The 26,285-nt window shown below is 56.6% G+C and carries 23 protein-coding genes and 1 riboswitch; of the genes, 13 read left to right on the forward strand and 10 right to left on the reverse strand.

Annotated elements, in window-relative coordinates:
• The first annotated feature begins 84 nt into the window (after positions 1–84).
• The gene (locus ABEH87_RS15710; protein ID WP_346577565.1) at positions 85–1,236 is read left to right on the forward strand and encodes an autotransporter domain-containing protein; all 1,152 of its coding nucleotides are present in this window, start codon (positions 85–87) and stop codon (positions 1,234–1,236) included.
• A gap of 57 nt (positions 1,237–1,293) precedes the next feature.
• Here ABEH87_RS15710 and ABEH87_RS15715 read toward each other — a convergent pair whose 3' ends face one another.
• A complete protein-coding gene (locus ABEH87_RS15715; protein ID WP_346577566.1) occupies positions 1,294–1,683 on the reverse strand; it encodes a tautomerase family protein in 390 nt (129 codons plus the stop codon).
• A 150-nt stretch (positions 1,684–1,833) separates the two neighbouring features.
• Between ABEH87_RS15715 and ABEH87_RS15720 the strand changes: the two genes are divergently transcribed.
• The 4 genes from ABEH87_RS15720 to mug all read left to right on the forward strand — a co-directional run bounded on the left by ABEH87_RS15720 (position 1,834) and on the right by mug (position 6,163).
• Entirely contained in the window at positions 1,834–2,754 is a 921-nt protein-coding gene (locus tag ABEH87_RS15720; RefSeq protein WP_346577568.1) for a LysR family transcriptional regulator, read from the forward strand.
• A gap of 124 nt (positions 2,755–2,878) precedes the next feature.
• Positions 2,879–4,423: a methyl-accepting chemotaxis protein gene (locus tag ABEH87_RS15725; protein WP_346577570.1), complete on the forward strand. Its 1,545-nt coding sequence runs from the start codon at positions 2,879–2,881 to the stop codon at positions 4,421–4,423.
• A gap of 133 nt (positions 4,424–4,556) precedes the next feature.
• Positions 4,557–5,591: a tartrate dehydrogenase gene (locus ABEH87_RS15730; RefSeq protein WP_346577571.1), complete on the forward strand. Its 1,035-nt coding sequence runs from the start codon at positions 4,557–4,559 to the stop codon at positions 5,589–5,591.
• A gap of 53 nt (positions 5,592–5,644) precedes the next feature.
• Entirely contained in the window at positions 5,645–6,163 is a 519-nt protein-coding gene (gene mug, locus ABEH87_RS15735) for a G/U mismatch-specific DNA glycosylase (protein ID WP_346577573.1), read from the forward strand.
• Positions 6,164–6,213: 50 nt separating this feature from the next.
• On the opposite strand, the gene rpoD is transcribed toward mug, so the two are convergent.
• The 3 genes from rpoD to rpsU all read right to left on the reverse strand — a co-directional run bounded on the left by rpoD (position 6,214) and on the right by rpsU (position 10,501).
• Entirely contained in the window at positions 6,214–8,055 is a 1,842-nt protein-coding gene (gene rpoD, locus ABEH87_RS15740; protein WP_346577575.1) for an RNA polymerase sigma factor RpoD, read from the reverse strand.
• Positions 8,056–8,429: 374 nt separating this feature from the next.
• Entirely contained in the window at positions 8,430–10,175 is a 1,746-nt protein-coding gene (gene dnaG, locus ABEH87_RS15745; RefSeq protein ID WP_346577577.1) for a DNA primase, read from the reverse strand.
• Positions 10,176–10,285: 110 nt separating this feature from the next.
• Positions 10,286–10,501 carry a 30S ribosomal protein S21 gene (gene rpsU, locus ABEH87_RS15750; protein ID WP_001144069.1) on the reverse strand — a complete coding sequence of 72 codons (216 nt, stop codon included), beginning with the start codon at positions 10,499–10,501 and terminating at the stop codon, positions 10,286–10,288.
• A gap of 304 nt (positions 10,502–10,805) precedes the next feature.
• On the opposite strand from rpsU, the gene tsaD reads away from it, so the two are divergent.
• The gene (tsaD, locus tag ABEH87_RS15755) at positions 10,806–11,819 is read left to right on the forward strand and encodes a tRNA (adenosine(37)-N6)-threonylcarbamoyltransferase complex transferase subunit TsaD (protein ID WP_346577579.1); all 1,014 of its coding nucleotides are present in this window, start codon (positions 10,806–10,808) and stop codon (positions 11,817–11,819) included.
• Positions 11,820–11,903: 84 nt separating this feature from the next.
• Here the strand turns inward: tsaD and plsY are convergent, their stop codons facing one another.
• The gene (gene plsY / locus ABEH87_RS15760) at positions 11,904–12,509 is read right to left on the reverse strand and encodes a glycerol-3-phosphate 1-O-acyltransferase PlsY (RefSeq protein WP_346577581.1); all 606 of its coding nucleotides are present in this window, start codon (positions 12,507–12,509) and stop codon (positions 11,904–11,906) included.
• Positions 12,510–12,616: 107 nt separating this feature from the next.
• Here plsY and folB point away from each other — a divergent pair, with 107 nt between their 5' ends.
• Both folB and bacA read left to right on the forward strand, forming a co-directional pair.
• Positions 12,617–12,976, forward strand: coding sequence for a bifunctional dihydroneopterin aldolase/7,8-dihydroneopterin epimerase (gene folB, locus ABEH87_RS15765; RefSeq protein WP_346577583.1), 360 nt, complete (start codon positions 12,617–12,619; stop codon positions 12,974–12,976).
• A gap of 142 nt (positions 12,977–13,118) precedes the next feature.
• Complete coding sequence (gene bacA, locus ABEH87_RS15770; RefSeq protein WP_346577584.1) at positions 13,119–13,940, forward strand: undecaprenyl-diphosphate phosphatase; 822 nt, start codon at positions 13,119–13,121, stop codon at positions 13,938–13,940.
• A 76-nt stretch (positions 13,941–14,016) separates the two neighbouring features.
• Here the strand turns inward: bacA and ABEH87_RS15775 are convergent, their stop codons facing one another.
• Both ABEH87_RS15775 and ABEH87_RS15780 read right to left on the reverse strand, forming a co-directional pair.
• Positions 14,017–15,237 (reverse strand): multifunctional CCA addition/repair protein, encoded by a 1,221-nt coding sequence (locus tag ABEH87_RS15775; RefSeq protein WP_346577586.1) that lies wholly within the window; start codon positions 15,235–15,237, stop codon positions 14,017–14,019.
• Positions 15,238–15,376: 139 nt separating this feature from the next.
• The gene (locus ABEH87_RS15780) at positions 15,377–15,997 is read right to left on the reverse strand and encodes a TIGR04211 family SH3 domain-containing protein (protein ID WP_346577588.1); all 621 of its coding nucleotides are present in this window, start codon (positions 15,995–15,997) and stop codon (positions 15,377–15,379) included.
• 255 nt (positions 15,998–16,252) lie between these two features.
• Here ABEH87_RS15780 and ABEH87_RS15785 point away from each other — a divergent pair, with 255 nt between their 5' ends.
• The 3 genes from ABEH87_RS15785 (at position 16,253) to hldE (ending at position 21,952) form a co-directional block, all read left to right on the forward strand.
• Entirely contained in the window at positions 16,253–17,557 is a 1,305-nt protein-coding gene (locus ABEH87_RS15785) for an inorganic triphosphatase (RefSeq protein ID WP_346577590.1), read from the forward strand.
• A 35-nt stretch (positions 17,558–17,592) separates the two neighbouring features.
• A complete protein-coding gene (gene glnE, locus ABEH87_RS15790) occupies positions 17,593–20,427 on the forward strand; it encodes a bifunctional [glutamate--ammonia ligase]-adenylyl-L-tyrosine phosphorylase/[glutamate--ammonia-ligase] adenylyltransferase (protein ID WP_346577592.1) in 2,835 nt (944 codons plus the stop codon).
• Positions 20,428–20,515: 88 nt separating this feature from the next.
• A complete protein-coding gene (hldE, locus tag ABEH87_RS15795; RefSeq protein ID WP_346577593.1) occupies positions 20,516–21,952 on the forward strand; it encodes a bifunctional D-glycero-beta-D-manno-heptose-7-phosphate kinase/D-glycero-beta-D-manno-heptose 1-phosphate adenylyltransferase HldE in 1,437 nt (478 codons plus the stop codon).
• 44 nt (positions 21,953–21,996) lie between these two features.
• On the opposite strand, the gene ABEH87_RS15800 is transcribed toward hldE, so the two are convergent.
• A complete protein-coding gene (locus tag ABEH87_RS15800) occupies positions 21,997–22,284 on the reverse strand; it encodes an accessory factor UbiK family protein (RefSeq protein ID WP_346577595.1) in 288 nt (95 codons plus the stop codon).
• Between the two features lie 161 nt (positions 22,285–22,445).
• Positions 22,446–22,596, forward strand: a riboswitch (FMN riboswitch).
• A gap of 108 nt (positions 22,597–22,704) precedes the next feature.
• Here ABEH87_RS15800 and ribB point away from each other — a divergent pair.
• Positions 22,705–23,361: a 3,4-dihydroxy-2-butanone-4-phosphate synthase gene (gene ribB / locus ABEH87_RS15805; RefSeq protein ID WP_346577597.1), complete on the forward strand. Its 657-nt coding sequence runs from the start codon at positions 22,705–22,707 to the stop codon at positions 23,359–23,361.
• A gap of 189 nt (positions 23,362–23,550) precedes the next feature.
• Positions 23,551–24,336 carry a 4,5-DOPA dioxygenase extradiol gene (gene ygiD / locus ABEH87_RS15810; RefSeq protein ID WP_346577599.1) on the forward strand — a complete coding sequence of 262 codons (786 nt, stop codon included), beginning with the start codon at positions 23,551–23,553 and terminating at the stop codon, positions 24,334–24,336.
• Positions 24,337–24,427: 91 nt separating this feature from the next.
• On the opposite strand, the gene ABEH87_RS15815 is transcribed toward ygiD, so the two are convergent.
• Positions 24,428–25,588: a glutathionylspermidine synthase family protein gene (locus ABEH87_RS15815; RefSeq protein WP_346577601.1), complete on the reverse strand. Its 1,161-nt coding sequence runs from the start codon at positions 25,586–25,588 to the stop codon at positions 24,428–24,430.
• Positions 25,589–25,594: 6 nt separating this feature from the next.
• Positions 25,595–26,257: a DUF1190 family protein gene (locus tag ABEH87_RS15820; RefSeq protein ID WP_346577603.1), complete on the reverse strand. Its 663-nt coding sequence runs from the start codon at positions 26,255–26,257 to the stop codon at positions 25,595–25,597.
• Positions 26,258–26,285 lie beyond the last annotated feature (28 nt).

Below are 26,285 nucleotides of genomic sequence, written 5' to 3' on the forward strand. Positions count from 1 at the left end.
GTACTGAGGAGAGATATTTTTTACCCGGGTTCAGGATACTATTTTTCCTGCTTTTTATTTGACGATATTACGCAGGGATACAAAATGTTAACAAAAATGCGCGTTTTAACTCAGGCCATTGGTCTGGGGCTGATTGTCGGCAGTGCTTCGTTCGCTGCCCAGGCTGAAATTACCTTATTAAAACAAGACCCGCAGGCCGGGGACCCGTTAAGCCGTCTGAATTTTACCGTAGGCGGCAGCATTCGCCCCCAGTTCAATAATATGACCGGCGATGGCGATAAAGGTTCCTATAAGCGTAATGGTTTTGACGGTGGCACACGTTTCCGTTTTGCGGCTGACTATTATCTGTTCGATGATATTAGCTGGATTAGTTATTACGAACTGGGCGTCAATATTCCTGCCGTATTTAACTGGGATAATCACCATGCTAAGGGTGCCAATGATACTTCACGCCGTATGTTATATACCGGCCTGAAAAGTAATACCTGGGGCCAGCTGACCTTTGGCCAGCAGAACAGCGTCTATTACGATGTGGTCGGTGTAAAAACCGATATCTGGGATTACGACATGCTCGGTCAGGCACCGGGTAACGGCATTAACGGCGACTATGACGGTTCTTACCGTGGACGTAAGATGCTGAAGTACAAAAACACCTTCGGTGATGCCGATGTGTACGCGTCTTATCTGTTCTCTGACGGGGAATATCTGCCAGGCAATGGCCTGCGCTACAAGCGTGAAGGCGGCGGGTCGCTGGGGGTGGATTACCACATCACGAAAGACCTGACGTGGGGCACGGCGTGGAACTATACCCGCGCTCAGATGCGCAATCCGGGCAACAGCGATGAGAAGTCTTACGATCAGCACATCCTCGGTACGGCGCTGAGCTGGAAGCCGGACAACTGGACCCTCACGGTCGGCGGCGGCTGGTACGATAACTTCCTCACCACCAAAAAAGCGGAGGTGAACAACTACTTCTCCGGCGATGCGTGGGGGATTGAGTATCTTGCCGGTTACACCGTGCCGGTGGAGGCGTATGGGCTGAAGTCTGTGATGCCTTACGTGATGGGCGACCGTATGCAGTATGTGACCGGGCGTGACTACCATCGCATCGATAACGGGGTCGGCGTGACCTTCAAACTGGATTATGGTTTCCGTGTTGACTATGAACACGTGTTTACCTCCAGCACCGACGATCTGGGTGATATGAATCTGGTCCGTCTGCGTTATGATTTCTAAGGCGTGAACCGCTCCCCGGCGTAATGCCGGGGAGTGATATTCATTGGTGTAACGGCATCACAGCTCGCCGGTCAGGTACTGCGCCACGCCGTTGCCAAAGCTCCAGTCACCTTTGTCATTGGTAATAAACGTTATCATCACATCCGACGGCAGGATCCCGCAGCTTTCCTTAAATTCCCGGCACAGCTCAGCCATGAAGAACTGCTTCTGTTCGCTGCTGCGCGGGCTGGTAAAGACCCGCACCATCACCAGATTATCGCTGCGCTGTAGTCCAAGGCCGGTATCCTCGAACACCATTTGATAGCCTTTGTTTTCGTGAACAATCTGGTAGCGATCGCGCTCCGGCACCTTAAACGCCGCCAGTACCGCACGGTGCGCGGCATCCAGCAGTGTTTTCAGTTCTGATTCTGAACGACCCTGAATGACATCAAATTGCAGTAATGGCATAAAAACCCCGGCATTGTTATGAAAATTCATTGTGTTAAACAGGCTGGGGACGAATGTCCACGTCTGTCTCTGAAGACCAATCTACCCACAATGTTCAGCGGGAAAAAGCGCTATACTTGAATTGATTATTTACTATAGTGAACAATGCCGATGAAAGAGCTGAAGACCGATGCGCTGTGGACCCACCTGCACTGGCTGACCGTGCTGGCTGAGCAGGGCAGTTTTACCGCCGCCGCCGAAAGGCTGGAAGTGAGCAAGGCGGCGATGTCGCAGAAGATCAAAGAGCTGGAGCAGCTGGCCGGAGTGCCGCTGGTCACCCGCACCACGCGCAGCGTGCGTCTGACCAGCGCCGGGGAGAAGCTGGTGGACGATCTTCGTGCGCCCTTTGCTCAGATTGAGCAGAGTTTTTTTAGCGTGCGCGATTCTGCCGGGCCGCTGCGCGGGCTGGTGCGCGTGACGGCTCCCGTGGCGTTTGCCCGCCAGCAGCTGGTGCCCCATATCACCGCCTTTCTTCGGGCTCACCCCCAGGTCCGCGTGCAGCTGGAAGTGTCCGACCGTCTGGTGTCGCTGGCCAGCGAAGGTTTTGACCTGGCAATCCGCCACAGTGACAGCCTGCCGGAAACACACGTCGCACTGCCGCTGTGCCGCACCCATGCGGTGGTGGTGGCATCTCCAGACTATCTTGCCCGCTACGGTCATCCTGCCGACCCGCAGGCGCTGAGCGGGCACCAGTGCCTCTATTATCCTCGCGGAGTGGAGCTGCCGCGCTGGAACTTTCAGCCGCAGGCGGGCGGCGAACGAATAACGGTCAACGTCAGCGGGCCGTTTGCCACTAATAACAGTGAATCAGTTCGCGATGCGGCGCTGGAAGGGCTGGGCATTGCGCTGCTGCCGGACTTCAGCGCTCAGGCGGCGCTAAAGGAAGGCTCTTTGGTGCAATTACTGCCGCAGTGGCAAACGGTGGGAGCCTTTGCCGACAGGCTGTACGTGGTGCGCCCGTGGTCGGCGCAGGTTCCGCGTGCGGTGAGTGGTTTTATCCACTGGCTGCGTGAAGCGTTTGTCCATGCCTGAGGGAGTGCAGTAGCTGTGCGCTACTGCACAAATCAGATTAAAATTGTTAAAGCTTTAGTCACATCCTGCCGACAACCCCTGCTTAATTCCTGCAAGATTCCTACAAACATAACAAGGTCGTTATATGCATACCCACCAGCCCGTGACTCAGCAGGAGTATCTGCTCGACGACGATACTACCCTGATGACTACCACCGATGCCCGTAGCATCATCACTTACGCCAACAGCGCGTTTATCGAAGTGAGCGGCTACGACCGCAGCGAAATTGACGGCCAGCCGCACAATCTGGTACGTCACCCTGATATGCCAAAAGCGGCCTTTGCCGATATGTGGGCCACGCTAAATCAGGGACTGCCGTGGACCGGGCTGGTGAAAAACCGTCGTAAAAACGGTGACCATTACTGGGTACGTGCCAATGTGGTGCCGGTGATCCGCAATGGTGAAATTCAGGGGCATATGTCGGTGCGTATCAAGCCTTCAGCGGAAGAAGTGCGCGGGGCAGAAGCGCTGTATCAGAAGATGAATCAGGGGCGGATGACGGGCTGGCGGTTACACCGGGGTCTGCTGCTGCGTCGCGGCTGGCTGAGTGGGTTAAGCCTGATGAAAACCCTGTCACTGCGCTGGCGAATTCGCAGTGCGGTACTGGCGCTGTGGCTGCCGCTGGTGGCGGCAGCAGCGGTGGCAGGGATTGACGGTGTGGCGCTGGGGGGCTTTACCCTGTTCTCCGCGTTGATGGCGCTGGGCGTCGATCAGTGGTTGCAGCGGCAGATTGCCCGACCGATGGCGGCCGTCTGCCGTCAGGCGCTCAACGTGGCGACCGGCGCTAACCCGCAGGTGGATCATATGGACCGGGTGGATGAGATTGGCACCACGCTGCGCGCGGTCGGGCAGCTGGGGCTGATGTTCCGCTGGCTGCTGAATGACGTCAGCGATCAAGTACTGGACGTACATCGCGCCAGCGATGAACTGGCGCGCGGTAATGACAAAATCAGCAGCCACACCGAGCAGACGGCGGCCAGCGTACAGCAGACGGCCAGCACCATGAATCAGATGACCAGCACGGTGCAGCGCAACGGGGAGAGCACCGAGCAGGCCAATCAGTTCTCGCGCACCGCCAGCAATGCCGCCGTTAAAGGCGGTGAAGTGATGCAAAACGTGGTCGTCACTATGGATGAAATTGCCGAAAGTTCCCGCCAGATCGCCACAATCACCGGCCTGATTGACAGCATTGCGTTCCAGACCAATATTCTGGCGCTGAACGCTGCCGTCGAAGCGGCACGTGCCGGTGAGCAGGGCAAAGGTTTTGCCGTGGTGGCCGGGGAGGTGCGTAGTCTCGCGCAGCGCAGCGCGGGGGCGGCCAGCGAAATCCGCCAGCTGATCGCCGCCAGTAATCTGAAAGTGCAGTCCGGGGCCGGTCAGGTTCATGAGGCCGGAAAAGCGATCGGCGATATCGTCGAGAAAGTGCAGAATGTCACCGAGCTGCTACAGCAGATCAGTATTGCTACCGCAGAGCAGGGCAGCGGGCTGAATGAAGTCGGCCAGGCCGTCGAAGCCCTCGATCGCCTGACGCACGACAACAGCGCGCTGGTCAGCGACGGTGCGCTGGCCGCACAGCGCATGAAAGATCAGGCGGGGCGTCTGGTGGAAGCGGTCAGCGTTTTCCGCTAATGCTGTGAACTGACGGCGTGCAGGCTGCGTATTCGGCAGCATCTGCCGCCGTGCAGCCAGAAAATAGCAGCACAAATTAGCCGCCTGGGCGAAGATGTCATTCTGATGGTGATGTTTTAATCTGAGGAGAGTCATGAAAAGCTATCAAGTAGCGGTGATCCCTGGCGATGGTATCGGCGTTGATGTGACGAAAGCGGCCTGGCAGGTGCTGGAACACAGCGCGGCTAAATTTGATTTTGCCCTGAGCGGCGAGTGGTTCCCGTGGTCCTGCGAGTATTACCTCGAGCACGGTGAAATGATGCCGGAGAATGGCATTAAGACGCTGAGTCAGTTTGATTCTATCCTGCTGGGGGCCGTGGGCTGGCCGGAAAAGGTGGCAGACAACGTCTCGCTGCACGGCCTGCTGCTGCCGATCCGCAAACAGTTCGACCTGTATGCCAACGTGCGTCCGCATCGCCTGCTGGCGGGAGTGGAAGGGCCGCTGCGCAAAAGCGAGTTTGATATTCTCTGCATTCGTGAAAACACCGAAGGTGAGTATAGCGGCGCCGGTGGGCGCATTCATCAGGGCACACCGGCGGAAGTCGCGGTTGAAACCTCGATCTTTACCCGCCGGGGCGTGGAGCGTATTTTGCGTTTCGGCTTTGAAATGGCGCAGAAGCGCAGCAAACGGCTGGCGTCGGTGACCAAATCTAACGCGCAGAAATACACCATGGTGATGTGGGATGAAGTCACCGAAGAGATTGCCCGTGAGTATCCGGATGTCAGCGTAAATCGCTATCATATTGATGCCATCGCGGCGCGTATGGTGATGAACCCGGAAACGCTGGATGTGATTGTCGCCTCCAACCTGTTTGGCGATATCCTCACCGACCTGGGGGCGGCCATTCAGGGCGGGCTGGGCTATGCGGCCTCCGCTAACCTTAATCCTGACCCGAACGTGCCGTCGATGTTTGAACCGGTCCACGGCTCCGCGCCGGATATTGCCGGGCAGGGGATTGCTAACCCGATTGCCGCCATCTGGTCGGCGGCGATGATGCTGGAGCACCTGGGCGAAAGCGCAGCGGCGGCCGGCATGATACAGGCGGTGGAAAACGTTACCGCACAGCAGCAGGTGAACCGCGGGATGAAAACCGAAGAGATTACCGCCGCCGTTATCGCTGCGTTATGATTGACCTTCAGGCTCCCGTTTCCGGGAGCCTGCTGTTATGGAGCCATCACATCATGGAAGCACACGGCATTACCGACATTATCCAGCCCGGTCTGCGGGTGCTGTTCTGCGGCATCAACCCCGGCAAATCCTCCGCACATACCGGCTATCATTTTGCCCATCCGGGTAATCGCTTCTGGAAAACGATATTCCAGGCCAGGTTCACTTATACGCAGCTGCGCCCGGAGCAGGAACAGCGGCTGCTGGAGACCGGCTGCGGCATCACCATGCTGGTCGAGCGGCCGACGGTGGTGGCGAGCGAACTGGCCGGCAGTGAGCTGCGCAGCGGCGGACAGGCGCTGATGGAGAAGATTGAACGCTACCAGCCGGCAGCGCTGGCGGTGCTGGGCAAGCAGGCCTATCAGCAGGCGTTTCGCCGCACGAAGGTGGAGTGGGGCAGGCAGCCGCTAACGGTGGGCAGGACGGAGATTTGGGTATTACCGAACCCGAGCGGGCTGAACCGCGCCTCGCAGGATGAGATGACGGCCGCCTATGCTGAGCTGGATTTAGCGTTAAAGGCTCGCGGCTGTTAGCCAAAAAAAATGGCCCCTCAAAGAGGAGCCATCTTATGACGCGACGCTGATTAATCGTCGAGGAAGCTGCGCAGCACTTCAGAGCGGCTTGGATGACGCAGCTTGCGCAGCGCCTTCGCTTCAATCTGACGAATACGCTCACGCGTCACGTCGAACTGTTTGCCGACTTCTTCCAGCGTGTGGTCGGTATTCATATCAATACCGAAACGCATACGCAGCACTTTCGCTTCACGCGCGGTCAGACCGGCCAGCACGTCGTGGGTGGCTGAACGCAGGCTCTCAGAGGTGGCAGAGTCCAGCGGCAGCTCCAGCGTGGTGTCTTCGATAAAATCACCCAGATGTGAATCTTCATCATCACCAATCGGCGTCTCCATTGAGATCGGCTCTTTGGCAATTTTCAGCACCTTACGGATTTTGTCTTCCGGCATCAGCATACGCTCGGCCAGCTCTTCCGGCGTCGGCTCGCGGCCCATCTCCTGCAGCATCTGGCGTGAAATACGGTTGAGCTTGTTAATCGTCTCAATCATATGGACCGGAATACGGATGGTACGCGCCTGGTCAGCAATGGAGCGGGTGATAGCCTGACGGATCCACCAGGTGGCGTAAGTCGAGAACTTATAGCCACGGCGATATTCAAACTTATCAACGGCTTTCATCAGACCGATATTGCCTTCCTGGATCAGGTCAAGGAACTGCAGGCCGCGGTTGGTGTACTTCTTGGCGATAGAGATAACCAGACGCAGGTTAGCCTCAACCATCTCTTTCTTCGCACGGCGCGCTTTCGCTTCACCAATCGACATACGACGGTTGATGTCTTTAACCTGTTCAATTGTCAGACCGGTTTCGGTTTCAATCTGTTGCAGTTTCAGCAGGCTGCGGTGCACGTCGTCAGAAACATCGTTCAGTTTCTCTGACCACGGTTTGTTCATCGCCAGTGCTGCTTTGAACCAGGTTTCGCTGGTTTCATTGCCGGTAAACAGGGTGATGAAGTTTTTCTTCGGCATTTTACAGATTTCAACACACAGCTTCAGGATCAGACGTTCCTGCGTACGAACGCGGTCCATCATGGTGCGCATGCTGTTGACGAGGAAATCGAACTGCTTCGGCACCAGGCGGAACTGCTTGAATACGTCAGACAGGTTCTGAATCTCAGCGATGGCATCAGCGTGGCTGCGGCTTTTGGCTTTGATTACAGTACGGGCTTTTTCGTACTGAACACGCAGGTCGTTGAATTTTTCACGCGCCAGCTCCGGGTCGATGCTGTTGTCATCGTCCGCGGTATCATCGTCAGACTCTTCGTCTTCTTCTTCATCATCACGCTCTTCAGCGGAGAGTTCAGACCCTACGTGAGTGGCGGTGGGGGCAATCTCTGCTTCGGCATTCGGGTCGACAAAGCCGGTGATCAGGTCAGACAGGCGCGCTTCGCCCGCTTCAACGCGATCGTACTGCTCAAGCAGATAGTTAATCGCTTCAGGGTATTCAGCAACGGAACACTGTACCTGGTTGATGCCCTCTTCGATACGCTTTGCGATATCGATCTCGCCTTCACGCGTCAGTAGCTCAACCGTACCCATTTCGCGCATGTACATGCGCACCGGGTCAGTGGTACGTCCGATTTCAGATTCTACGCTGGATAATACCTGAGCAGCCGCTTCGGCAGCGTCTTCGTCCGTGTCGTTGTTGTTCTCATTCAGCATCAGATCATCGGCATCAGGCGCTTCTTCAACTACCTGAATGCCCATGTCGTTGATCATCTGAATGATGTCTTCGATCTGATCGGAGTCGACGATATCTTCCGGCAGATGGTCATTGACCTCGGCATAGGTCAGATAGCCTTGCTCCTTACCACGGGTGACAAGTAGCTTAAGCTGTGACTGCGGGTTTTGCTCCATAAGACGGTATCCACACTTCTGTTAAATTAGATTGGTGTCGGGTCGGCTAACGTGCCAACAATAACAGTGAGGGCGTTTGGATTATTGCCGCTGCCCGTCGTGGCGGCCGTCAGGGGCTGCCTGACTTGAATTCGGCACTTAAGCCGCTTGGATTTTTGTTGCTGCGGGGCGACCGAAACAAAAGGTCGCCCCCTACAAATTCTGTGCTGCTGCGGGTCGACCGAAACAAAAGGTCGACCCCTACAAATTCTATGCTGCTGTGGGTCGACCGAAACAAAAGGTCGACCCCTACAAATTCTATGCTGCTGCGGGTGGACCGAAACAAAAGGTCGACCCCTACAAATTCTGTGCTGCTGCGGGTGGACCCCGGCAAATTATTGTTTCTTCAGCGCCTGGCTTAACGTCCAGAACTCGCGGCGCTCTTCTGCGCTCAGTACGTGTGTGCGGTCGCGGGCGATAAGATCTTCCAGCCGGCGCTCCAGCGCATCGTCATACATACTGCCCAGCGCATCTTTAAACATGGTTTCCACTTCGTCATCTACGATCATGTGGTTCCATGTAGCCAGGGTTTCAAGGCTCTGGCTAAATTTTGTTCCGCGATATAACTCTAGTAGCTGTCCGGTCGTCAGGCCAGGTTGTGCTACGCAAGTGCTCACTAACTCGACGAATAGCGGAAAACCCGCTAGTTCTGACTGCTCCAGCCCCTCCAGAGAGGGCACCATCATCGCCAGCTGCGGATTCTGAATCAGCAGCCCAATAAGTATACGCATGGTTGTGCGTTTTAGCTGAGGCTGCGCGGGTGGTTTCGCATTTTCCGCCTGCCTGGGCAACAGTTTTTCCAGCTGGCTGTCATCCAGAATACCCAGCTTATTGCCCAGTTCCTGACGCAGATAAATACGCAGCGTCTCGCCGGGCACCTGGCTAATCAGCGGCAGCGCCAGCGTACTGAGCCTGGCACGGCCGTCCGGTGAGCGTAAATCCACCTGCGGCATCAGCGTGTCAAACAAAAACGTGGAGAGCGGCATTGCCTGCTCCATCCGCGTTTCGAAAGCCTCTTTACCCTCTTTACGCACCAGCGTATCCGGGTCTTCGCCGTCGGGCAGAAACATAAAGCGTAGCTGACGCCCGTCATTCATGTAAGGTAAAGCGGTTTCCAGCGCGCGCCATGCGGCTTCGCGGCCTGCCCTGTCGCCGTCATAACAGCAGATGACCGTGTTGGTCGACCGGAACAGCAGCTGGATATGCTCTGCTGTGGTGGAGGTGCCGAGTGAAGCAACCGCATAATCAACGCCAAACTGTGCCAGCGCCACCACATCCATGTAGCCTTCGACCACCAGCAGTTTGCCGGGTTCCGGATAGTTTTTCAGTGCTTCATACAGGCCATACAGCTGGCGACCTTTGTGGAAAATATCGGTTTCCGGTGAGTTCAGGTATTTCGGCATCCCGTCGCCGAGCACACGGCCACCAAAACCAATTACCCGCCCACGTTTATCGTGGATAGGAAACATCACCCGCTCACGGAAGCGATCGTAGCTACGGCCCTGATCGTTGGTGACCAGCATGCCGGCATCGATAAGAGACTGACGGTCGTCGGGATTACGGCCAAAACGCTTTAATGCGTTATCCCAGCCCGCCGGGGCGAAACCGATAGAAAAATGTTTAATGACCTCGTCGCTCAGGCCGCGCTGCGCCAGATAATCGCGTGCGCCTGCCGACGAACTTTGAGTCAGGGACTGCTGATAGAAATCGTTCAGACCGGCCATTAACTGATAAAGGCTCTGACGCTGATGACGTTCCAGCTGGCTCGGGCCGCTGCCGCTTTCGTACGGCACTTCCAGCCCGTACAGCGTTGCCAGCTCTTCAATACTTTCAACAAATTCCAGACGATCGTAATTCATCAGGAAATCGACAGCATTGCCGTGCGCACCGCAGCCAAAGCAGTGATAAAACTGTTTTTCGCCGTTTACGGTGAAAGAGGGGGTTTTTTCATTATGGAAAGGACAGCACGCGTGGTAGTTTTTACCCTGCTTCTTCAGCTTAACCCGGGCATCAATAAGATCCACGATGTCCGTGCGTGCGAGTAAGTCATTGATAAATACGCGTGGAATTCTACCTGCCATAAGCCCCGATTTTCAGCTCGTAAACGACAACAAGCCGCGCATTCCTTTCGGAAGCACGGCCTGATAACTACTAACTTGTCTGTATAACGAGAGGGCGTACCCTCCGGCTACTAGTACAGACGAGTGCGGCGTGCGTTTTCGCGAGCCAGTTTCTTCGCGTGGCGTTTTACTGCAGACGCTTTAGCGCGCTTACGTTCGGTAGTAGGTTTTTCATAAAACTCACGACGACGAACTTCAGCCAGAACGCCTGCTTTCTCACAAGAACGCTTGAAGCGACGCAGTGCAACGTCGAATGGCTCGTTTTCACGTACTTTAATTACCGGCATGTAACTCTCACCTCGATAAATTCGGTTTTGCTGCTGACATCGGTGTCAGCTCATTTCAAAATGGTGCGGAATTTTACTCCAACACAGGCTGCGTTGTAAAGCACCATAGCATTAACTAACCAACAGATGCGCCTGTGCGGCTGCCGGTTTTTTTCAGGGGAATGATTATACACGAATCACGGCGCTGGAGTGGAAAAAAAATCGCCTTATTGGTCAAGGCATAACCGACGGTTCGCTAAATTTGCCGCCCGTAAAAGCCCCTTCATGCTACACTGCGCGCCGCAAGAATGAGGTGAAAAAAGCCATGCGTGTTCTCGGAATTGAAACATCCTGCGATGAAACCGGTATTGCCATTTATGACGATGCGGCCGGTTTGCTCGCCAATCAACTTTATAGCCAAGTCAAACTTCATGCCGACTACGGCGGCGTGGTGCCGGAACTGGCCTCGCGCGATCACGTGCGTAAAACCGTGCCGCTGATCCAGGCGGCGCTGAAAGAGGCCGGATTACAGGCCCAGGACATCGACGCCGTTGCCTATACCGCCGGTCCGGGACTGGTGGGCGCGTTGCTGGTCGGGGCGACCATTGGCCGCTCGCTGGCCTTTGCCTGGGATGTACCGGCTATCGCCGTTCATCATATGGAGGGGCACCTGCTGGCCCCGATGCTGGAAGAGAATCCGCCTGAGTTTCCGTTTGTCGCGCTGCTGGTATCCGGCGGCCATACGCAGCTGATTAGCGTGACCGGCATTGGTGAGTATACGCTGCTGGGTGAATCGGTGGACGATGCGGCAGGCGAAGCCTTTGATAAAACCGCCAAACTGCTGGGGCTGGACTATCCCGGCGGGCCGATGCTGTCAAAAATGGCGCAGCAGGGCGTGGAAAAGCGCTTTGTCTTCCCGCGTCCGATGACCGATCGTCCGGGGCTGGATTTCAGCTTCTCCGGGCTGAAGACCTTTGCCGCTAATACGATCCGCGACAATGACGACAGCGATCAGACCCGCGCTGACATTGCGCGTGCCTTTGAAGATGCGGTGGTGGATACGCTGGCGATTAAATGCCGTCGTGCGCTCGATCAGAGTGGTTTCAAACGGTTAGTGATTGCCGGTGGCGTCAGCGCCAACCGCACGCTGCGCAGCAAGCTGGCGGAGATGATGCAAAAGCGCGGCGGGGAAGTGTTCTATGCCCGTCCTGAGTTTTGTACCGATAACGGCGCCATGATTGCCTATGCCGGTATGGTGCGCCTGAAAGGGGATGTGCCTGCCGGGTTAAGTGTGACCGTGCGTCCGCGCTGGCCACTGGCCGAACTCCCCGCGATTTAAGCGTTTCCCTGTGGGGTCAGGTGTCCCTGGCCCCTGCGCAGTTTCACCGTGCTATGTCGGGGTGAGGTCTGCCTCACCCGGCCGTTACGGTTGCTTCTTTTTCTTCTTCTTCCAGATCTTATTTTCCTGCCCGCGCCACAGGCGCTGAATATTGTCATGGTGACGTAACAGAATCAGGCAGGAAAGCATCGCGACCGGGAAGGTAAACTGCGGTTTAAACCACCAGACGTAGAAGGGGGCAATCAGCGCGCTGATAATCGCCCCGAGAGAAGAATACCCGCTCAGCAGTACGGTCAGCAACCAGGTGCCGGTCATCAACCCGGTCAGGTCCCAGCCGATCGGTGCAATCGCCCCAAAGGCGGTGGCCACGCCTTTACCGCCCTTAAAGTGAAAGAAAACCGGGTAGATATGGCCGAGGCAGGCCGCGATGGCGGTCAGACCAAGATAAAACGGCGTGATACCCAGATGATAGGCCAGCCAGACCGGCACCATCCCTTTGCACACATCAAATACCAGCACTGTGATAGCGGCTGCTTTACCGCCGAGGCGCAGCACGTTAGTAGCGCCAGGGTTGCCCGAACCGTGGTGGCGTGGGTCCGGCAATCCGAACAGTCGGCAGACCAGAATCGCGCTGGAGATGGAGCCACACAGATACGCGAAAATGATCATGCCAAGCGCGAATACACTCATAACACCGTTCCGTCTTGTGGGGGTCGTTTTAAAGTCAGCATCTGTGGATAATACGCATAAACCGCCGGGGATGGTATCCGGTAACCACAAAAACAGAGAGCCGTATCATGGATATCGTATTTATTGATCAACTGTCCGTCATCACCACCATTGGCGTTTATGACTGGGAACAAACGATTCAGCAGAAACTGGTGTTCGATGTCGAAATGGCGTGGGACAACCGTAAAGCCGCTGCCAGTGACGATGTCAACGACTGCCTGAGCTATGCCGATGTCTCTGAAGCGATTATTAACCACGTCGCGGGGGGCAAATTTGCTCTGGTCGAGCGCGTGGCCGAGGAGATTGCCTCACTGCTGCTGGCTCGATTCGCTTCACCGTGGGTCAGAATTAAGGTCAGTAAACCCGGCGCGGTCGCCCAGGCGCAGCAGGTTGGGGTGATCATCGAACGCGGGACTAATCCGAAATAAATCCATTTTCATTGCCATCACAATGAAACCAAACCACATTATGCTCTGTCATAAGGTTGCCCTGATTGCATCAGGGCACAATGGGCGGAAGCGTTAAGCGACCGCCTTTTTAATGGTTTTAACCGGGTTAGAGGTAGATTTGATGGCAGATATTCATCAGCTATGGGTGGCAGCAATACTGGGGATTGTTGAGGGGCTGACGGAGTTTCTCCCCGTGTCTTCTACCGGTCATATGATCATAGTCGGTCATTTGCTGGGGTTTGAAGGCGAGAAGGCGGAGACCTTTGAAGTTGTGATTCAGCTCGGATCGATTCTGGCCGTCGTAGTGATGTTCTGGCGTCGTCTGTTCGGCCTGATTGGCATTCACTTCGGTGAAGTCAAACATGAGGGCGTAGGACAGGGTAAGCTGACGCTGATTCATATTCTGCTCGGCATGGTTCCGGCAGTGGTGATTGGTCTGCTGCTGCACGACAAGATCAAGACGCTGTTTAATCCGGTCAACGTGATGTATGCGCTGGTGGTGGGGGGTGTGCTGCTGATTGCCGCAGAGCTGCTGAAGCCGAAACAGCCAAAAGCCGTGGGCGTGGATGATATCACCTATCGCCAGGCATTTATTATTGGCTGTTTCCAGTGTCTGGCGCTGTGGCCGGGCTTTTCACGTTCGGGTGCCACCATTTCGGGCGGAATGCTGATGGGAGTGAGCCGCTATGCGGCGTCAGAATTCTCATTCCTGCTGGCCGTACCGATGATGATTGGCGCAACCGGTCTGGATCTCTATAAGAGCATGGGCTTCCTGACGATGGCGGACTTCCCGATGTTTGCCGTCGGCTTTGTCACCGCCTTTATCGTCGCGCTGATCGCTATTAAGAGCTTCCTGCACATCATTAAGCGTATTTCGTTTATCCCGTTTGCCATTTATCGCTTCATCGTGGCGGCAGCGGTTTACGCCGTCTTTGTTCTGTAACATCCGTCGGGTCAGGCCTGCCTGACCCCGTGTTGCTCCGGGGGCCGATCTTGTTTCCGATCGGCCCTTTGCCACATCAAATGGCTTTCCAGTTCTCCAGCGCGGCCACCCTGCGGCGCGTGAGTTCTTCTCTCACTTCCACACCTTTGAACCCTGCTGCCACCACCTCTCTGGTTGATACACTCTGTACCACCTTCCAGGCTTCACGCAGGTAATCACCCTGAGGATAAGCGTTGTTTTCGAATCCGGTTCTCCCGCGCGCATCGGCTTCACTGGTCAGCGCAATCTGCTCCACGCGCTGCGGTTTGCGCCACGCATCCAGACGGTCAAACAGCGCCACCAGCGTGGTCGCCGGCTGGTTCTGCACGGTGTGTACCAGGTCGTGAAATTCCGTTACCAGCAGTGCCAGATCGCGCAGCGTGTTGGGAACCCGCAGGCGTTCGCACAGGGCGGCAACCAGCGGGACGCCTGCAGGACCGTGGCCGTGATGGCTTGGCCATTTCTCCGGCGGTGTCAGCGCTTTGCCCACATCGTGGAACAGCGTGGCAAAGCGTATCTCCAGATCGGGGCTGAGCTTTGCCGCCATTTCCAGCGTCATCAGCGTGTGGATGCCGGTGTCGATCTCCGGGTGCCATTTTGCTGGCGCGGGCACGCCATACAGGTTATCCAGCTCCGGGAACAACACGGCCAGCGCACCGCAGTCGCGCAGTACCTGGAAAAAGACCTGAGGGTTACGCGTCAGCAGGGCGCTTTCGGTCTCTTTCCATACGCGCTCCGCCGTCAGGTGAGCGAGCTCACCGCTCTCCGCCATCGACTTCATCAGCGCAAGAGTTTCACTGGCAATACGGAAATCGAGGTGGGCATAGCGGGCGGCAAAACGTGCCACGCGCAGGACGCGCAGCGGGTCCTCACTGAAGGCCGACGAGACGTGGCGCAGCAGGCGCTGTTGCAGATCCTCGCGCCCGCCGTAAGGATCGTAATAGTGGCCGTCGTTATCCTGAGCAATAGCATTGATGGTCAGGTCGCGGCGCGCCAGATCCTGCTCCAGCGTGACATCCGGCGCGGAATAGCAGACAAAACCGGTATAGCCGCTGCCTGATTTACGCTCGGTGCGCGCCAGCGCGTACTCTTCGTGGCTTTTCGGGTGAAGAAACACCGGAAAATCACGGCCCACCTGCTCAAAGCCCAGCTCCAGCATCTGTCCGGGAGAGGCACCGACCACCACCCAGTCTTTATCTTTTATCGGCAAATTCAGCAGTCCATCGCGCACGGCGCCGCCGACAAGGTATGTTTTCACTGCGGGTCTCCACAAGGCTGCTGGTCAGATGACACTGAGGATTAATCGTCACACTATAACATTCATGTTGCGTAATTGATAAATCGGGCAAAACGCAAAAAGGGCATCCGCAGATACCCTCAGTGTCAGGCTGATAAAATCAGCTCATCCAGCGGTCGCTTTTCTTCCTGCGCGGGATCATATGAGGCAACAGCAGCCCCAGAAGCAGGCCAACACCCGCCACGCCACCGCCGTACATAAACCACTGCATGATGATGGTGCGCTGTTTGTCATCCAACTGTACGTTGGCGGCATCGACTTTTTTCTTCGCCACAATCAGCTGGTTTTTCAGCTGCTGATTTTCTTCTTTCAGACTGTTGATGGCGTCATCGCTTCCGGCGACCTTTTTTTGCATATCGGCGGTGCGCTCATTCCAGCTACCGTCGATATTGGCCAGTTTATCTGTCAGGACTTTTACCTGCTGTTCCAGCTGCGGTACGCGGGTACGCAGGCTTGGCTGCTGGCTCAACTGGGTCAGTGGGATCCAGGTGGTACGGCCCTGGCTGTCGCGGATCTGACCATATTTGCTGTTGTCGTTGGTTTGCAACAGCGATACTTCCTCGCCGGCGTTTAACGTGCCGACCAGACGATAATCGTTGCCGGGGCCACTGCGAACCCAGGTGGACAGCTCGTCGGAAATGTAGCGTTTTTCTTCGGCGTGGATGGTTGCCGCAGCGCTCATTGTGAGCAATGTCAGACCAAGGAGGTAAGTGATTTTCATTCGAACTCTTTTTGCATAAGGGCTGTAAAAAGTAATTGCACAGTCTGGAACGGCCTCACAGAAAGCTGAATGAGAACTATCCTGGTCTCAGGCGGTTTGAGAAGCTGTACGCGAAAGCATAATAAAGCAGAGACAGTGCCGTCTCTTGTGCATTATTCTTTATGACTACAGAGGAACGACCGTTCGCCAAACATTGCGAGCATAATCAGATACCTTAACCGTTTACTGTGCCGTTAACGAATCAAATAAGACAATATGACTCTCGAAATCGAATTAAAGTTCATTGCCGCGCCAGAAGCGGCCGAAAAAATCGCCCATCAGCTTAACCAGTGGCCGCATCAACACTCAGCCGGCCAGGCGTTGACCAATATTTACTTCGAAACGGCCGACAGCCAGTTACGGCGTTGGGACATGGGGCTGCGCATCCGTGGCTTTGGTGACCGTTACGAAATGACGCTGAAAACCGCCGGTCAGACCATCGGTGGCCTGCATCAGCGTCCGGAATATAATGTGGATCTGGACAAGCCCGAGCTGGATTTGCAGCAGCTGCCTGCCGATGTCTGGCCTGCGGGAACCGACTTGCCGGCATTACAGCAGCAGCTAAAAGCGCTGTTCAGCACTCAGTTTGTGCGTGAAAAGTGGGTGGTTACTTACCTGCAAAGCGAGATTGAAGTGGCATACGATCGCGGTGAAGTCATCTCTGGCGAGCTGCGTGAGCCGCTGATGGAAATCGAGCTGGAACTGAAGAGCGGCCAGCGTGACGATCTGCTGGCTTTCGCCGCCGAACTGGCGAACATTGATGGTCTGCGTCTGGGCAGCCTGAGCAAAGCTGCGCGCGGCTATGGCCTCGCACAGGGTTATTTACCGCGCCCGCTGCGTCCGGTACCGCTGCTGAAGGTTAAGCCGAAAGCCACGGTTGAAGAGGGGATGCGCGCCGCTTTCCTGCTGGCGTTAAGCCAGTGGCAGTATCACGAAGAGCTGTGGCTGCGCGGCAACAGCGCCGCCCTGCACCAGGTGAAGGATGCGCTGGAAGTGCTGCGTCAGACCTTCTCTCTCTATGGTGCGCTGGTGCCGCGCAAGGCCAGCAGTGAGCTTCGTCAGAAGCTGACTCAGCTGGAAGAAGCCCTGGTTGACGAGAAGGTTGATGCGCAGACCCTGTGTTTCAGCGCCCTCTGGCTGCAAACGCAGTTAGCACTTACTAACTGGATTGCTACTGAGCGCTGGCGTCAGTTTGTTGACCAGAAAGCCGACGCCAAGCTTCAGGGATCGTTTAAACGCTTCAGCGACATCATGCTGGGCCGCATTGCCGCCGACCTGAAAGAAACTTTCGATCACGTCAACCATTCCGGCGAATATCAGGACAAACTGACGCGTCTGCATCGTCAGGTGCTGGCGGTGCATCTGCTGGCCGGTGCTTACGATGTCAGCGCGGTGAATGCCTGGCTTCAGAGCTGGCAGCAGCTGCATAAAGCGATTGTGGAACAGCAGGATGTCTGGCTGGATGCCCACCGCCAGCAGGCACTGAAGCAGCCCGCATTCTGGAAAAACGGCAGTCAGTAGCCCCTGACAGGGTCTCTATAGGGAGTGTTTATCGTATGGTGCCATCCTTCACTCAGCCGCTGCCGGCGGCCATGGCTGAGCAAAGTGCAATGCTGGATCCCTTGTTCAGCACGGCTTGCGCGCAGCAGCAGGCGGTGCTGACCTTCAGCGATTTTATCAGTGATAACCTGGCGAAATTTCCTGCATGGTGGCAGCAGCTTCAGGAGCAGCCGCCTCTCCCTGATGAATGGCACCATTATTCTGACTGGCTGCAGGAGCAGCTGTCCACGGTTCAGGATGAAAACGCGCTGATGCGCGAACTGCGCCTGTTTCGTCGCCATATGCTGACGCGTATCGCCTGGATGCAGACGTCCGGCACCAGCGATACCCAACAGTCGCTGCGTCAGCTCAGTGAGCTGGCGGAAACGCTGATTGTGGCGGCCCGTGACTGGCTGTGGCATGCCTGCTGCCGCGATTTCGGCACCCCGATGAATGCGGCCGGAGAGCCACAGCCCCTGCTGATCCTCGGCATGGGTAAGCTGGGCGGCGGTGAACTCAATTTCTCCTCTGATATCGACCTGATCTTCACCTGGCCGGAAAACGGTACTACCCAGGGGGGCCGCCGCGAGCTGGACAATGCCCAGTTCTTTACCCGACTGGGCCAGCGGCTGATCAAAGTGCTTGATCAGCCCACCGCCGATGGCTTTGTTTATCGCGTGGATATGCGCCTGCGCCCCTTTGGTGACAGCGGGCCGCTGGTGCTGAGCTTTGCCGCACTGGAAGACTACTACCAGGAGCAGGGGCGGGACTGGGAGCGCTATGCGATGGTCAAGGCGCGCCTGATGGGCGGCGGCAATGACCGCTGGAGCGAAGAGCTGCGTCAGATGCTGCGGCCGTTTGTTTTTCGCCGCTACATTGATTTCAGTGTCATCCAGTCGCTGCGTAATATGAAAAGCATGATCGCCCGCGAAGTGCGGCGTCGTGGGCTGACGGATAACATCAAACTGGGGGCGGGCGGCATCCGTGAAACCGAGTTTATCGTTCAGGTGTTCCAGCTGATTCGGGGTGGACGTGAGCGTTCACTTCAGCTGCGATCCCTGCTGCCGACGCTGGAGGCTATTGGCCAGCTGAATCTGTTGCCTGCCGACCAGATCGGCCAGCTGCATGATGCCTATCTGTTCCTGCGGCGGCTGGAGAATCTGCTGCAAAGCATTAATGACGAGCAGACGCAGACGCTACCGGGCAGTGAGCTGGATCGCGCTCGTCTCGCCTGGGCGATGGGGTTTGCTGACTGGACGGCGCTCCACCAGGCGCTGGATCGCCATATGCTGGCAGTGCGTACCATCTTTAACGACTTAATCGGAGACGATGCGCCGGAAAACGGCGATAGCCGCGAAGCCGGTGAGTACGGCGTGCTGTGGCAGGATCAGCTGGAAGAAGCCGAGCTGGAACCGCTGGTTCCGCATCTTGACAGCGCCGCAAGCCAGCTGCTGCTGCGAACGATTACAGATTTTCGTCAGGATGTGGATAAGCGTACGATTGGCCCACGTGGCCGTCAGGCGCTGGACCAGCTGATGCCGCGCCTGCTGAGTGAGGTGGTGCCGCGTCAGGATGCGCCCGTCACTCTCGGGCGACTGACGCCGCTGCTGCTCGGTGTGCTGACGCGCAGTACCTATCTGGAGCTGCTGACAGAGTACCAGGGGGCGCTGAAGCACTTAATCCGGCTGTGTGCCGCCTCGCCGATGGTGGCCAGCCAGCTGGCGCGTCATCCGCTGCTGCTGGATGAGCTGCTCGATCCCGCCACGCTGTACCAGCCCACGGCGACAGATGCCTATCGCGATGAACTGCGGCAGTATCTGCTGCGCATTCCGGAAGAGGATGAAGAGCAGCAGCTGGAAGCCCTGCGTCAGTTTAAGCAGGCGCAGCATCTGCGCATTGCGGCTGCGGATATTGCGAAAACGCTGCCGGTGATGAAAGTCAGCGATCACCTGACCTGGCTGGCGGAAGCGATGATTGAATCCGTGGTGCAGCAGGCCTGGAATATGATGGTGCAGCGCTACGGTCGCCCCTCGCACCTGACCCACGACAGCGAGCGCGGCTTCTCAGTGGTCGGTTACGGCAAGCTGGGCGGCTGGGAGCTGGGCTACAGTTCCGACCTTGACCTGGTGTTCCTGCATGACTGCCCGTCGGAGGCAGTGACGCTCGGTGAACGCAGCATCGACGGCCGCCAGTTTTACCTGCGTCTGGCCCAGCGTGTGATGCACCTGTTCAGTACCCGCACCTCCTCCGGCATTCTGTACGAAGTGGATGCCCGCCTGCGGCCGTCCGGTGCAGCGGGGATGCTGGTCAGCACCTTTGATGCCTTTGATGATTATCAGCGTAATGAAGCCTGGACATGGGAGCACCAGGCGCTGGTGCGCGCCCGCATCGTGTTTGGCGATGCGGCGCTGAGCCAGCGTTTCGACCAAATCCGCCGGGGCATTTTGTCGCTGCCGCGTGAGGCTGACGCGCTGAAAATTGAAGTGCGTGAAATGCGTGAGAAGATGCGCGCGCACCTCGGGCATAAGCAGAAAGGGCGCTGGGATATCAAAGCCGATGTGGGTGGCATTACCGATATTGAATTTATCACGCAATATCTGGTGCTGCGCTATGCCGCTCAGGAACCGATGCTGACCCGCTGGTCTGACAATGTGCGCATTCTTGAGCTGCTGGCCAACAGCGGAAAAATGGCAGCGGCAGAAGCAGAAGCCCTGACCCATGCCTATGTCACGCTGCGCGATGCACTGCACCATCTGGCCTTACAGGCGCTGCCGGGCCACGTGGAGGAAAACGCATATGCCAGTGAGAAAGCGGTGGTGAATGCCAGCTGGCAGGCGTGGCTGGGCGCCTGATTTATCGTGCAGACGCGATGATTAGTCACCGGGACAATTGTGCTATTATCGCGCGCATTAATTTTTACTGCAGTCTGGAGTCTCTGGAATGAAAATTACACTGCCTGATTTTACGCGTGCGGGTGTGTTAGTGGTTGGCGATGTGATGCTGGACCGTTACTGGCACGGCCCCACCAGCCGCATTTCCCCTGAAGCGCCGGTACCGGTGGTAAAAGTCGATCATGTAGAAGAGCGTCCGGGGGGCGCGGCTAACGTCGCGATGAATATCGCTGCGCTGGGCGCAGCCTCGCGTCTGGTCGGTCTCACCGGCGTTGATGACGCCGCTCGTGCGCTGAGCGCCTCCCTGACCGGCGTCAATGTTCAGTGTGATTTCGTCTCTGTTCCTACCCACCCGACCATCACTAAACTGCGCGTGTTATCCCGTAATCAGCAGCTGCTGCGCCTTGATTTCGAAGAGGGCTTTGAGGGTGTCGATCCGGCCCCGATGCATCAGCGTATTCAGCAGTCGCTGCCTGAGATCGGTGCGCTGGTGCTGTCTGACTATGCCAAAGGTGCGCTGGCCAGCGTGGAAACCATGATCGCTCTGGCGCGTAAAGCCGGCGTTCCGGTGCTGGTGGACCCGAAAGGGACCGACTTCGGTCGCTACCACGGGGCAACGCTGCTGACGCCGAATCTCTCTGAGTTTGAAGCGGTAGTCGGCAAGTGCAAAACAGAAGAAGAGATTGTCGAACGCGGTACGGCACTGATGCAGCAGCATGCGCTTTCTGCGCTGCTGGTGACCCGTTCAGAGCACGGTATGACCCTGCTGCAGCCGGGTAAAGCACCGTTCCATATGCCCACCCAGGCGCAGGAAGTGTTTGATGTGACCGGTGCCGGCGATACGGTGATCGGTGTACTGGCAGCGGCGCTGGCAGCGGGCAATTCGCTGGAAGAGAGCTGTTTCCTGGCGAACGCCGCGGCGGGTGTGGTGGTCGGTAAGATCGGGACCTCAACCGTTTCTCCAGTCGAGCTGGAAAATGCGATTCGCGCCCGTCCGGAATCCGGTTTTGGCGTAATGGACGAAGCGCAGCTGATTGTTGAAGTGGCGAAAGCCCGCCAGCGCGGTGAGCGCGTGGTCATGACCAACGGCGTCTTCGACATTTTGCATGCCGGGCACGTTTCCTATCTGGCCAATGCCCGTAAGCTGGGTGACCGCCTGATTGTGGCCGTTAACAGCGATGCTTCGACCCGGCGTCTGAAAGGTGAAACCCGCCCGGTGAACCCGCTGATCAACCGTATGATTGTGCTGGGCGCGCTGGAAGCGGTGGACTGGGTCGTGGGTTTCGAAGAAGACACGCCGCAGCGCCTGATCGCTGAAGTGCTGCCTGACCTGCTGGTGAAAGGCGGTGACTACAAGCCGGAAGATATTGCCGGGAGTAAAGAGGTGTGGGCGAACGGCGGTGACGTGCGGGTGCTCAATTTCGAAGATGGTATTTCGACCAGTAACATCATCAAAACGATAATCTCTGGCAGCGGAAAAAGCTGATCGTCAACGGCTGCCCGTCAGGGCAGCCGTATTGCAGACGTGGCTTATTCTGCGGTTTTGGGTTCGGTAACTACCGGAACCGGAGCAGGGGAAACCCGGCTTTCCAGTTCTGCCAGACGCTGCTCCAGCGCGGCCAGCTTCTCGCGGGTGCGCAGCAGAACCTGAGTCTGTACATCAAACTCTTCGCGGTTTACCACATCCAGACGGGTCAGCTGTGCCTGTAAAGTCTGGCGAATTTTCTTTTCCACATCATCACCCAGGTCACGAATACCTTTCGGCATGGATTCATGGACCTGACGGGCCAGTTGTTCAATTTTTTTTGCGTCGATCATGGCGGCTTCCTGGTAGCAGCGAATTTATCCTTAGTGTAATCCCAGACGGTAAAAGGTGAAACCTGAAATGAATAAACAGGAAATGCCTTAGTTACGTAATGACTATCTGTTTGGTGTTTTTGTTCGTTGCTCTGCTACTTTTTCAGCGTTATGATGGTTTTGCTTATTCTCAGGGCGGGGCGAAATTCCCCACCGGCGGTAAATCAGCTTAGCGCTGAAAGCCCGCGAGCGCTTCAGAAGCAATTCTGAAGGTCAGCAGATCCGGTGTAATTCCGGGGCCGACGGTTAGAGTCCGGATGGGAGAGAGTAACGAATCTTGACGGGCTTTTGCCTGCCTCGCGTTATTTTTTTGTCACTGCATGACACTCCTAAGCACGCCCTGGTTCTGGTAACCCATACATTTATTAAGGTTTATTTACCATGAATCAGTCGCTACTTTCTGAATTTGGCACGCCTGAACAGCGTGTAACCCGTGCCATTGAGGCACTGCGCGAAGGCCGCGGTGTGATGGTTTTAGATGATGAAGATCGTGAAAACGAAGGTGATATGATCTTTGCTGCTGAAACCATGACCGTTGAGCAGATGGCGCTGACCATCCGTCATGGCAGCGGTATTGTCTGCCTGTGTCTGACCGAAGACCGCCTGAAGCAGCTTGACCTGCCGATGATGGTGCAGGACAACACCAGCGCTTACGGTACCGGTTTTACCGTGACTATCGAAGCCGCCAAAGGGGTGACCACCGGCGTTTCCGCTTCTGACCGCCTGACCACCATCCGTACCGCTATCGCTGATGAGACTCAGCCGGGCGACCTGAACCGTCCTGGTCACGTATTCCCGCTGCGTGGCCGTGCCGGTGGTGTACTGACCCGCGGTGGCCATACTGAAGCCACTATCGACCTGGTGACGCTGGCAGGCTTTAAGCCGGCAGGTGTGCTGTGCGAGTTGACTAACGACGATGGTTCCATGGCACACGCGCCGGAAGCGATTGTGTTTGCTAAGCAGCACAATATGCCGGTGGTGACCATTGAAGATCTGGTGGCTTATCGCCGCAGCCATGAGACTCGCCAGGCCAGCTGATCCCCGTCATATTGCCGGCAGTGGGTGCGTTTGATTTGTTCGCGCACCCCTGCCGCTAACCACCTCTCTTCCTTCTGCAGTATTCCTTCAAATTTTCTGAATATCTTCGTCAGGGTTATCCAGGTTCATCCGCATGAAAAAGCGCGTAATGTGAGTCTCATTGCACAGAAACTTTCACGGAGTCACACTATGAGCCACTCACGTATGCCTGCACTTTTCCTTGGGCACGGCAGCCCGATGAACGTGCTGGAAGAGAATATCTGGACCGAAACCTGGCGTGAGCTGGGTAAAAATCTGCCGCGCCCGAAAGCGATTATTGCCGTGTCGGCCCACTGGTACACGCGGGGCACTGCGGTAACGGCGATGGAAAAACCGCGCACCATCCATGATTTTGGCGGTTTCCCTCAGGCGCTGTTTGATACTCACTATCCGGCCCCCGGTGCGCCGTTGCTGGCACAGCAGGTGGCAGATGTGCTGGCTCCGGTGGCGGTCGAACTGGATCAGGAGTGGGGCTTAGACCACGGGTCGTGGGGCGTGCTGATCAAGATGTATCCTGAAGCGGATATCCCGGTGATACAGCTGAGCGTTGACGGCACTAAACCGCCGGCCTACCACTTTGAGCTGGGGCGTAAACTGGCTGCGCTGCGCGAGCAGGGGATAATGATTGTTGCCAGCGGCAACGTGGTACACAACCTGCGCATGGTGCGCTGGCAGGGCGAGGCGGAAGCCTGGCCGTGGGCAGAGTCGTTTAACCAGTACGTGCGTGACAATCTCAACTGGGAAGGCGAGTCAGAGCAGCATCCGCTGATCAACTTCATGCAGCATGAGGGGGCCGCACTGTCGAACCCAACGCCGGAACACTATCTGCCGCTGCTGTATGTGCTGGGCGCACGCGCTGAAGGCGAAGCAATATCCGTCCCGGTGGATGGGGTTGTGATGGGGTCGTTAAGTATGCTGTCGGTGCAGGTGGGATAACAGGCTATTTTGCTCACCCTGTTGGCAACATCATCGTGGGTGATTTGCAGAGGCGGACCTTCAGTTGCGGTCCGCCCGCCGCAGGTCACGATTATTCAATAAACGCGTGCGGATAGAAACGTGACAGATCCTGCGTGATCAAATCGCGATCTTCACGAATGCCGATACCCGCAGGCTGATCGTTAATCAGCCACGATCCGATCAGCGTATAGCTGTCACCAAATTTTGGCAGCGGATGGAACTGTTGCACGATCATCCCTTCCTCACCGTACGGCCCGTCAACACGCGCAATTTCCTGACCGTTTTCTACGATGCGGATATTGGCACCTTCGCGAGAGAACAGCGGCTTGACCACATATTTGTCCATATGGGGCACGTTGTCTTCGGCGAAGTAAGCCGGCAGCAGATTCGGATGGTTCGGGAACATCTTCCACAGCAGCGGCAGCAGCGCTTTGTTCGAGATAATGCTCTTCCAGCCCGGCTCCAGCCAGCGCACGCCGGCATCGGCCAGCTTGGTTGAAAACATCTCGCGCAGCATAAACTCCCACGGATAGAGCTTGAACATATTGCCGATCACCTGGTCATGCTGGTCGGTGAACTGCCCTTTCTCGCCCAGACCGATTTCATCCATAAACAGGAATTCGCTCGGCAGACCCGCTTCGGTCGCGCAGTCCTGCAGATACTGAACGGTGCCACGATCTTCATCCGTATCACGGCAGCAGGCAAAATGTAGCCAGCTAAAACCGTGCTGCTGATGCAGTTCGGCGAAACGGTCGATCAGTTTTTCCTGCAGGCTGTTGAACTGGTCACTGCCGTTTGGCAGCTGTCCGGCATTAATCTGGTCTTCCAGCCACAGCCATTGAAAGAATGCCGCCTCATACAGGGAGGTCGGAGTATCGGCATTATTCTCCAGCAGTTTGGCCGGTGAATGACCGTCCCAGGCGATATCCATGCGCGAGTAGAGCGACGGCTGGTTGCTCTTCCACGATTCGCGCACGAAATCCCAGGTGTGTTTTGGAATGCGGAACTTGGTCAGCAGCTCTTCGCTGTTTACCACCAGTTCCACCGCCTGCAAACACATCTGGTGCAGTTCACTGGTCACATCTTCCAGCGACTCAATCTGCTGCAACGTAAACTGGTAATAAGCATCTTCACACCAGTACGGCTCCCCGTGCATGGTGTGAAAACGAAAACCATATTCCGTCGCTTTTTCCCGCCAGCCGGGACGTTCTGTAATGGCAATACGCTTCATGCGCGCTTAGCCCCCCATGCTGCGGCTGGTGCCGGTGGCACTGCTACGCTGCATGGATGTCTGCTTGGCAACAGACTCGCCAAAGCCGCCGCGTGTTACGGTGCTGGTGGTGGCGGGTTTCGGTGCCATGGCGGTCTTGGGAACCGTCATGGTGCGGCCCGGTGTGGCGGCACCATAGCTTTTGCCCGTGGCATCAACGAACTTGCCGTTTGCCGGGCTGGCCGGATTTTTTGAGGAAAACAGCGGCTGCTGCTGACCCATACCGCCACCCATCATACGGCCCATCATATAACCGGCCATCAGCGGCATCCAGAAGCTGCCGCTGGACTGCGATTCTGCATTCGTGGTGCCGACGCCAGCCTGAGCAGGAGCCTGCTGGCACTGGCCTTCACCGAATTCTGCCACGCAGTCTTCACGGCTGGCATATTTCGGTGCGGTTTTCACCGCTTCTTCTTTCGCGCTGTTAAACGCCGTGGTGCACTGTGCGCTCTTGCCAGGGTTAGCGGCCGAGCAGTCATCCGCGTTCTGATACATCGATACGGTTTCGTCGGCCTGTTCACATGCGGCCAGCATAAATACTGCACTTACCGCCAGCGCCACCGGCGTTAAATGACGTGCGCTCCAGCTTTTGCGAAAGGAGGCATGATTAATCTGTTTAGTCCGTTTCATCACTTTTCGTCCTGTGCCCAAAGTAGTG

This window comes from Erwinia sp. Eh17-17, from assembly GCF_039675725.1.
Classification (GTDB): Bacteria; Pseudomonadota; Gammaproteobacteria; order Enterobacterales; family Enterobacteriaceae; genus Erwinia.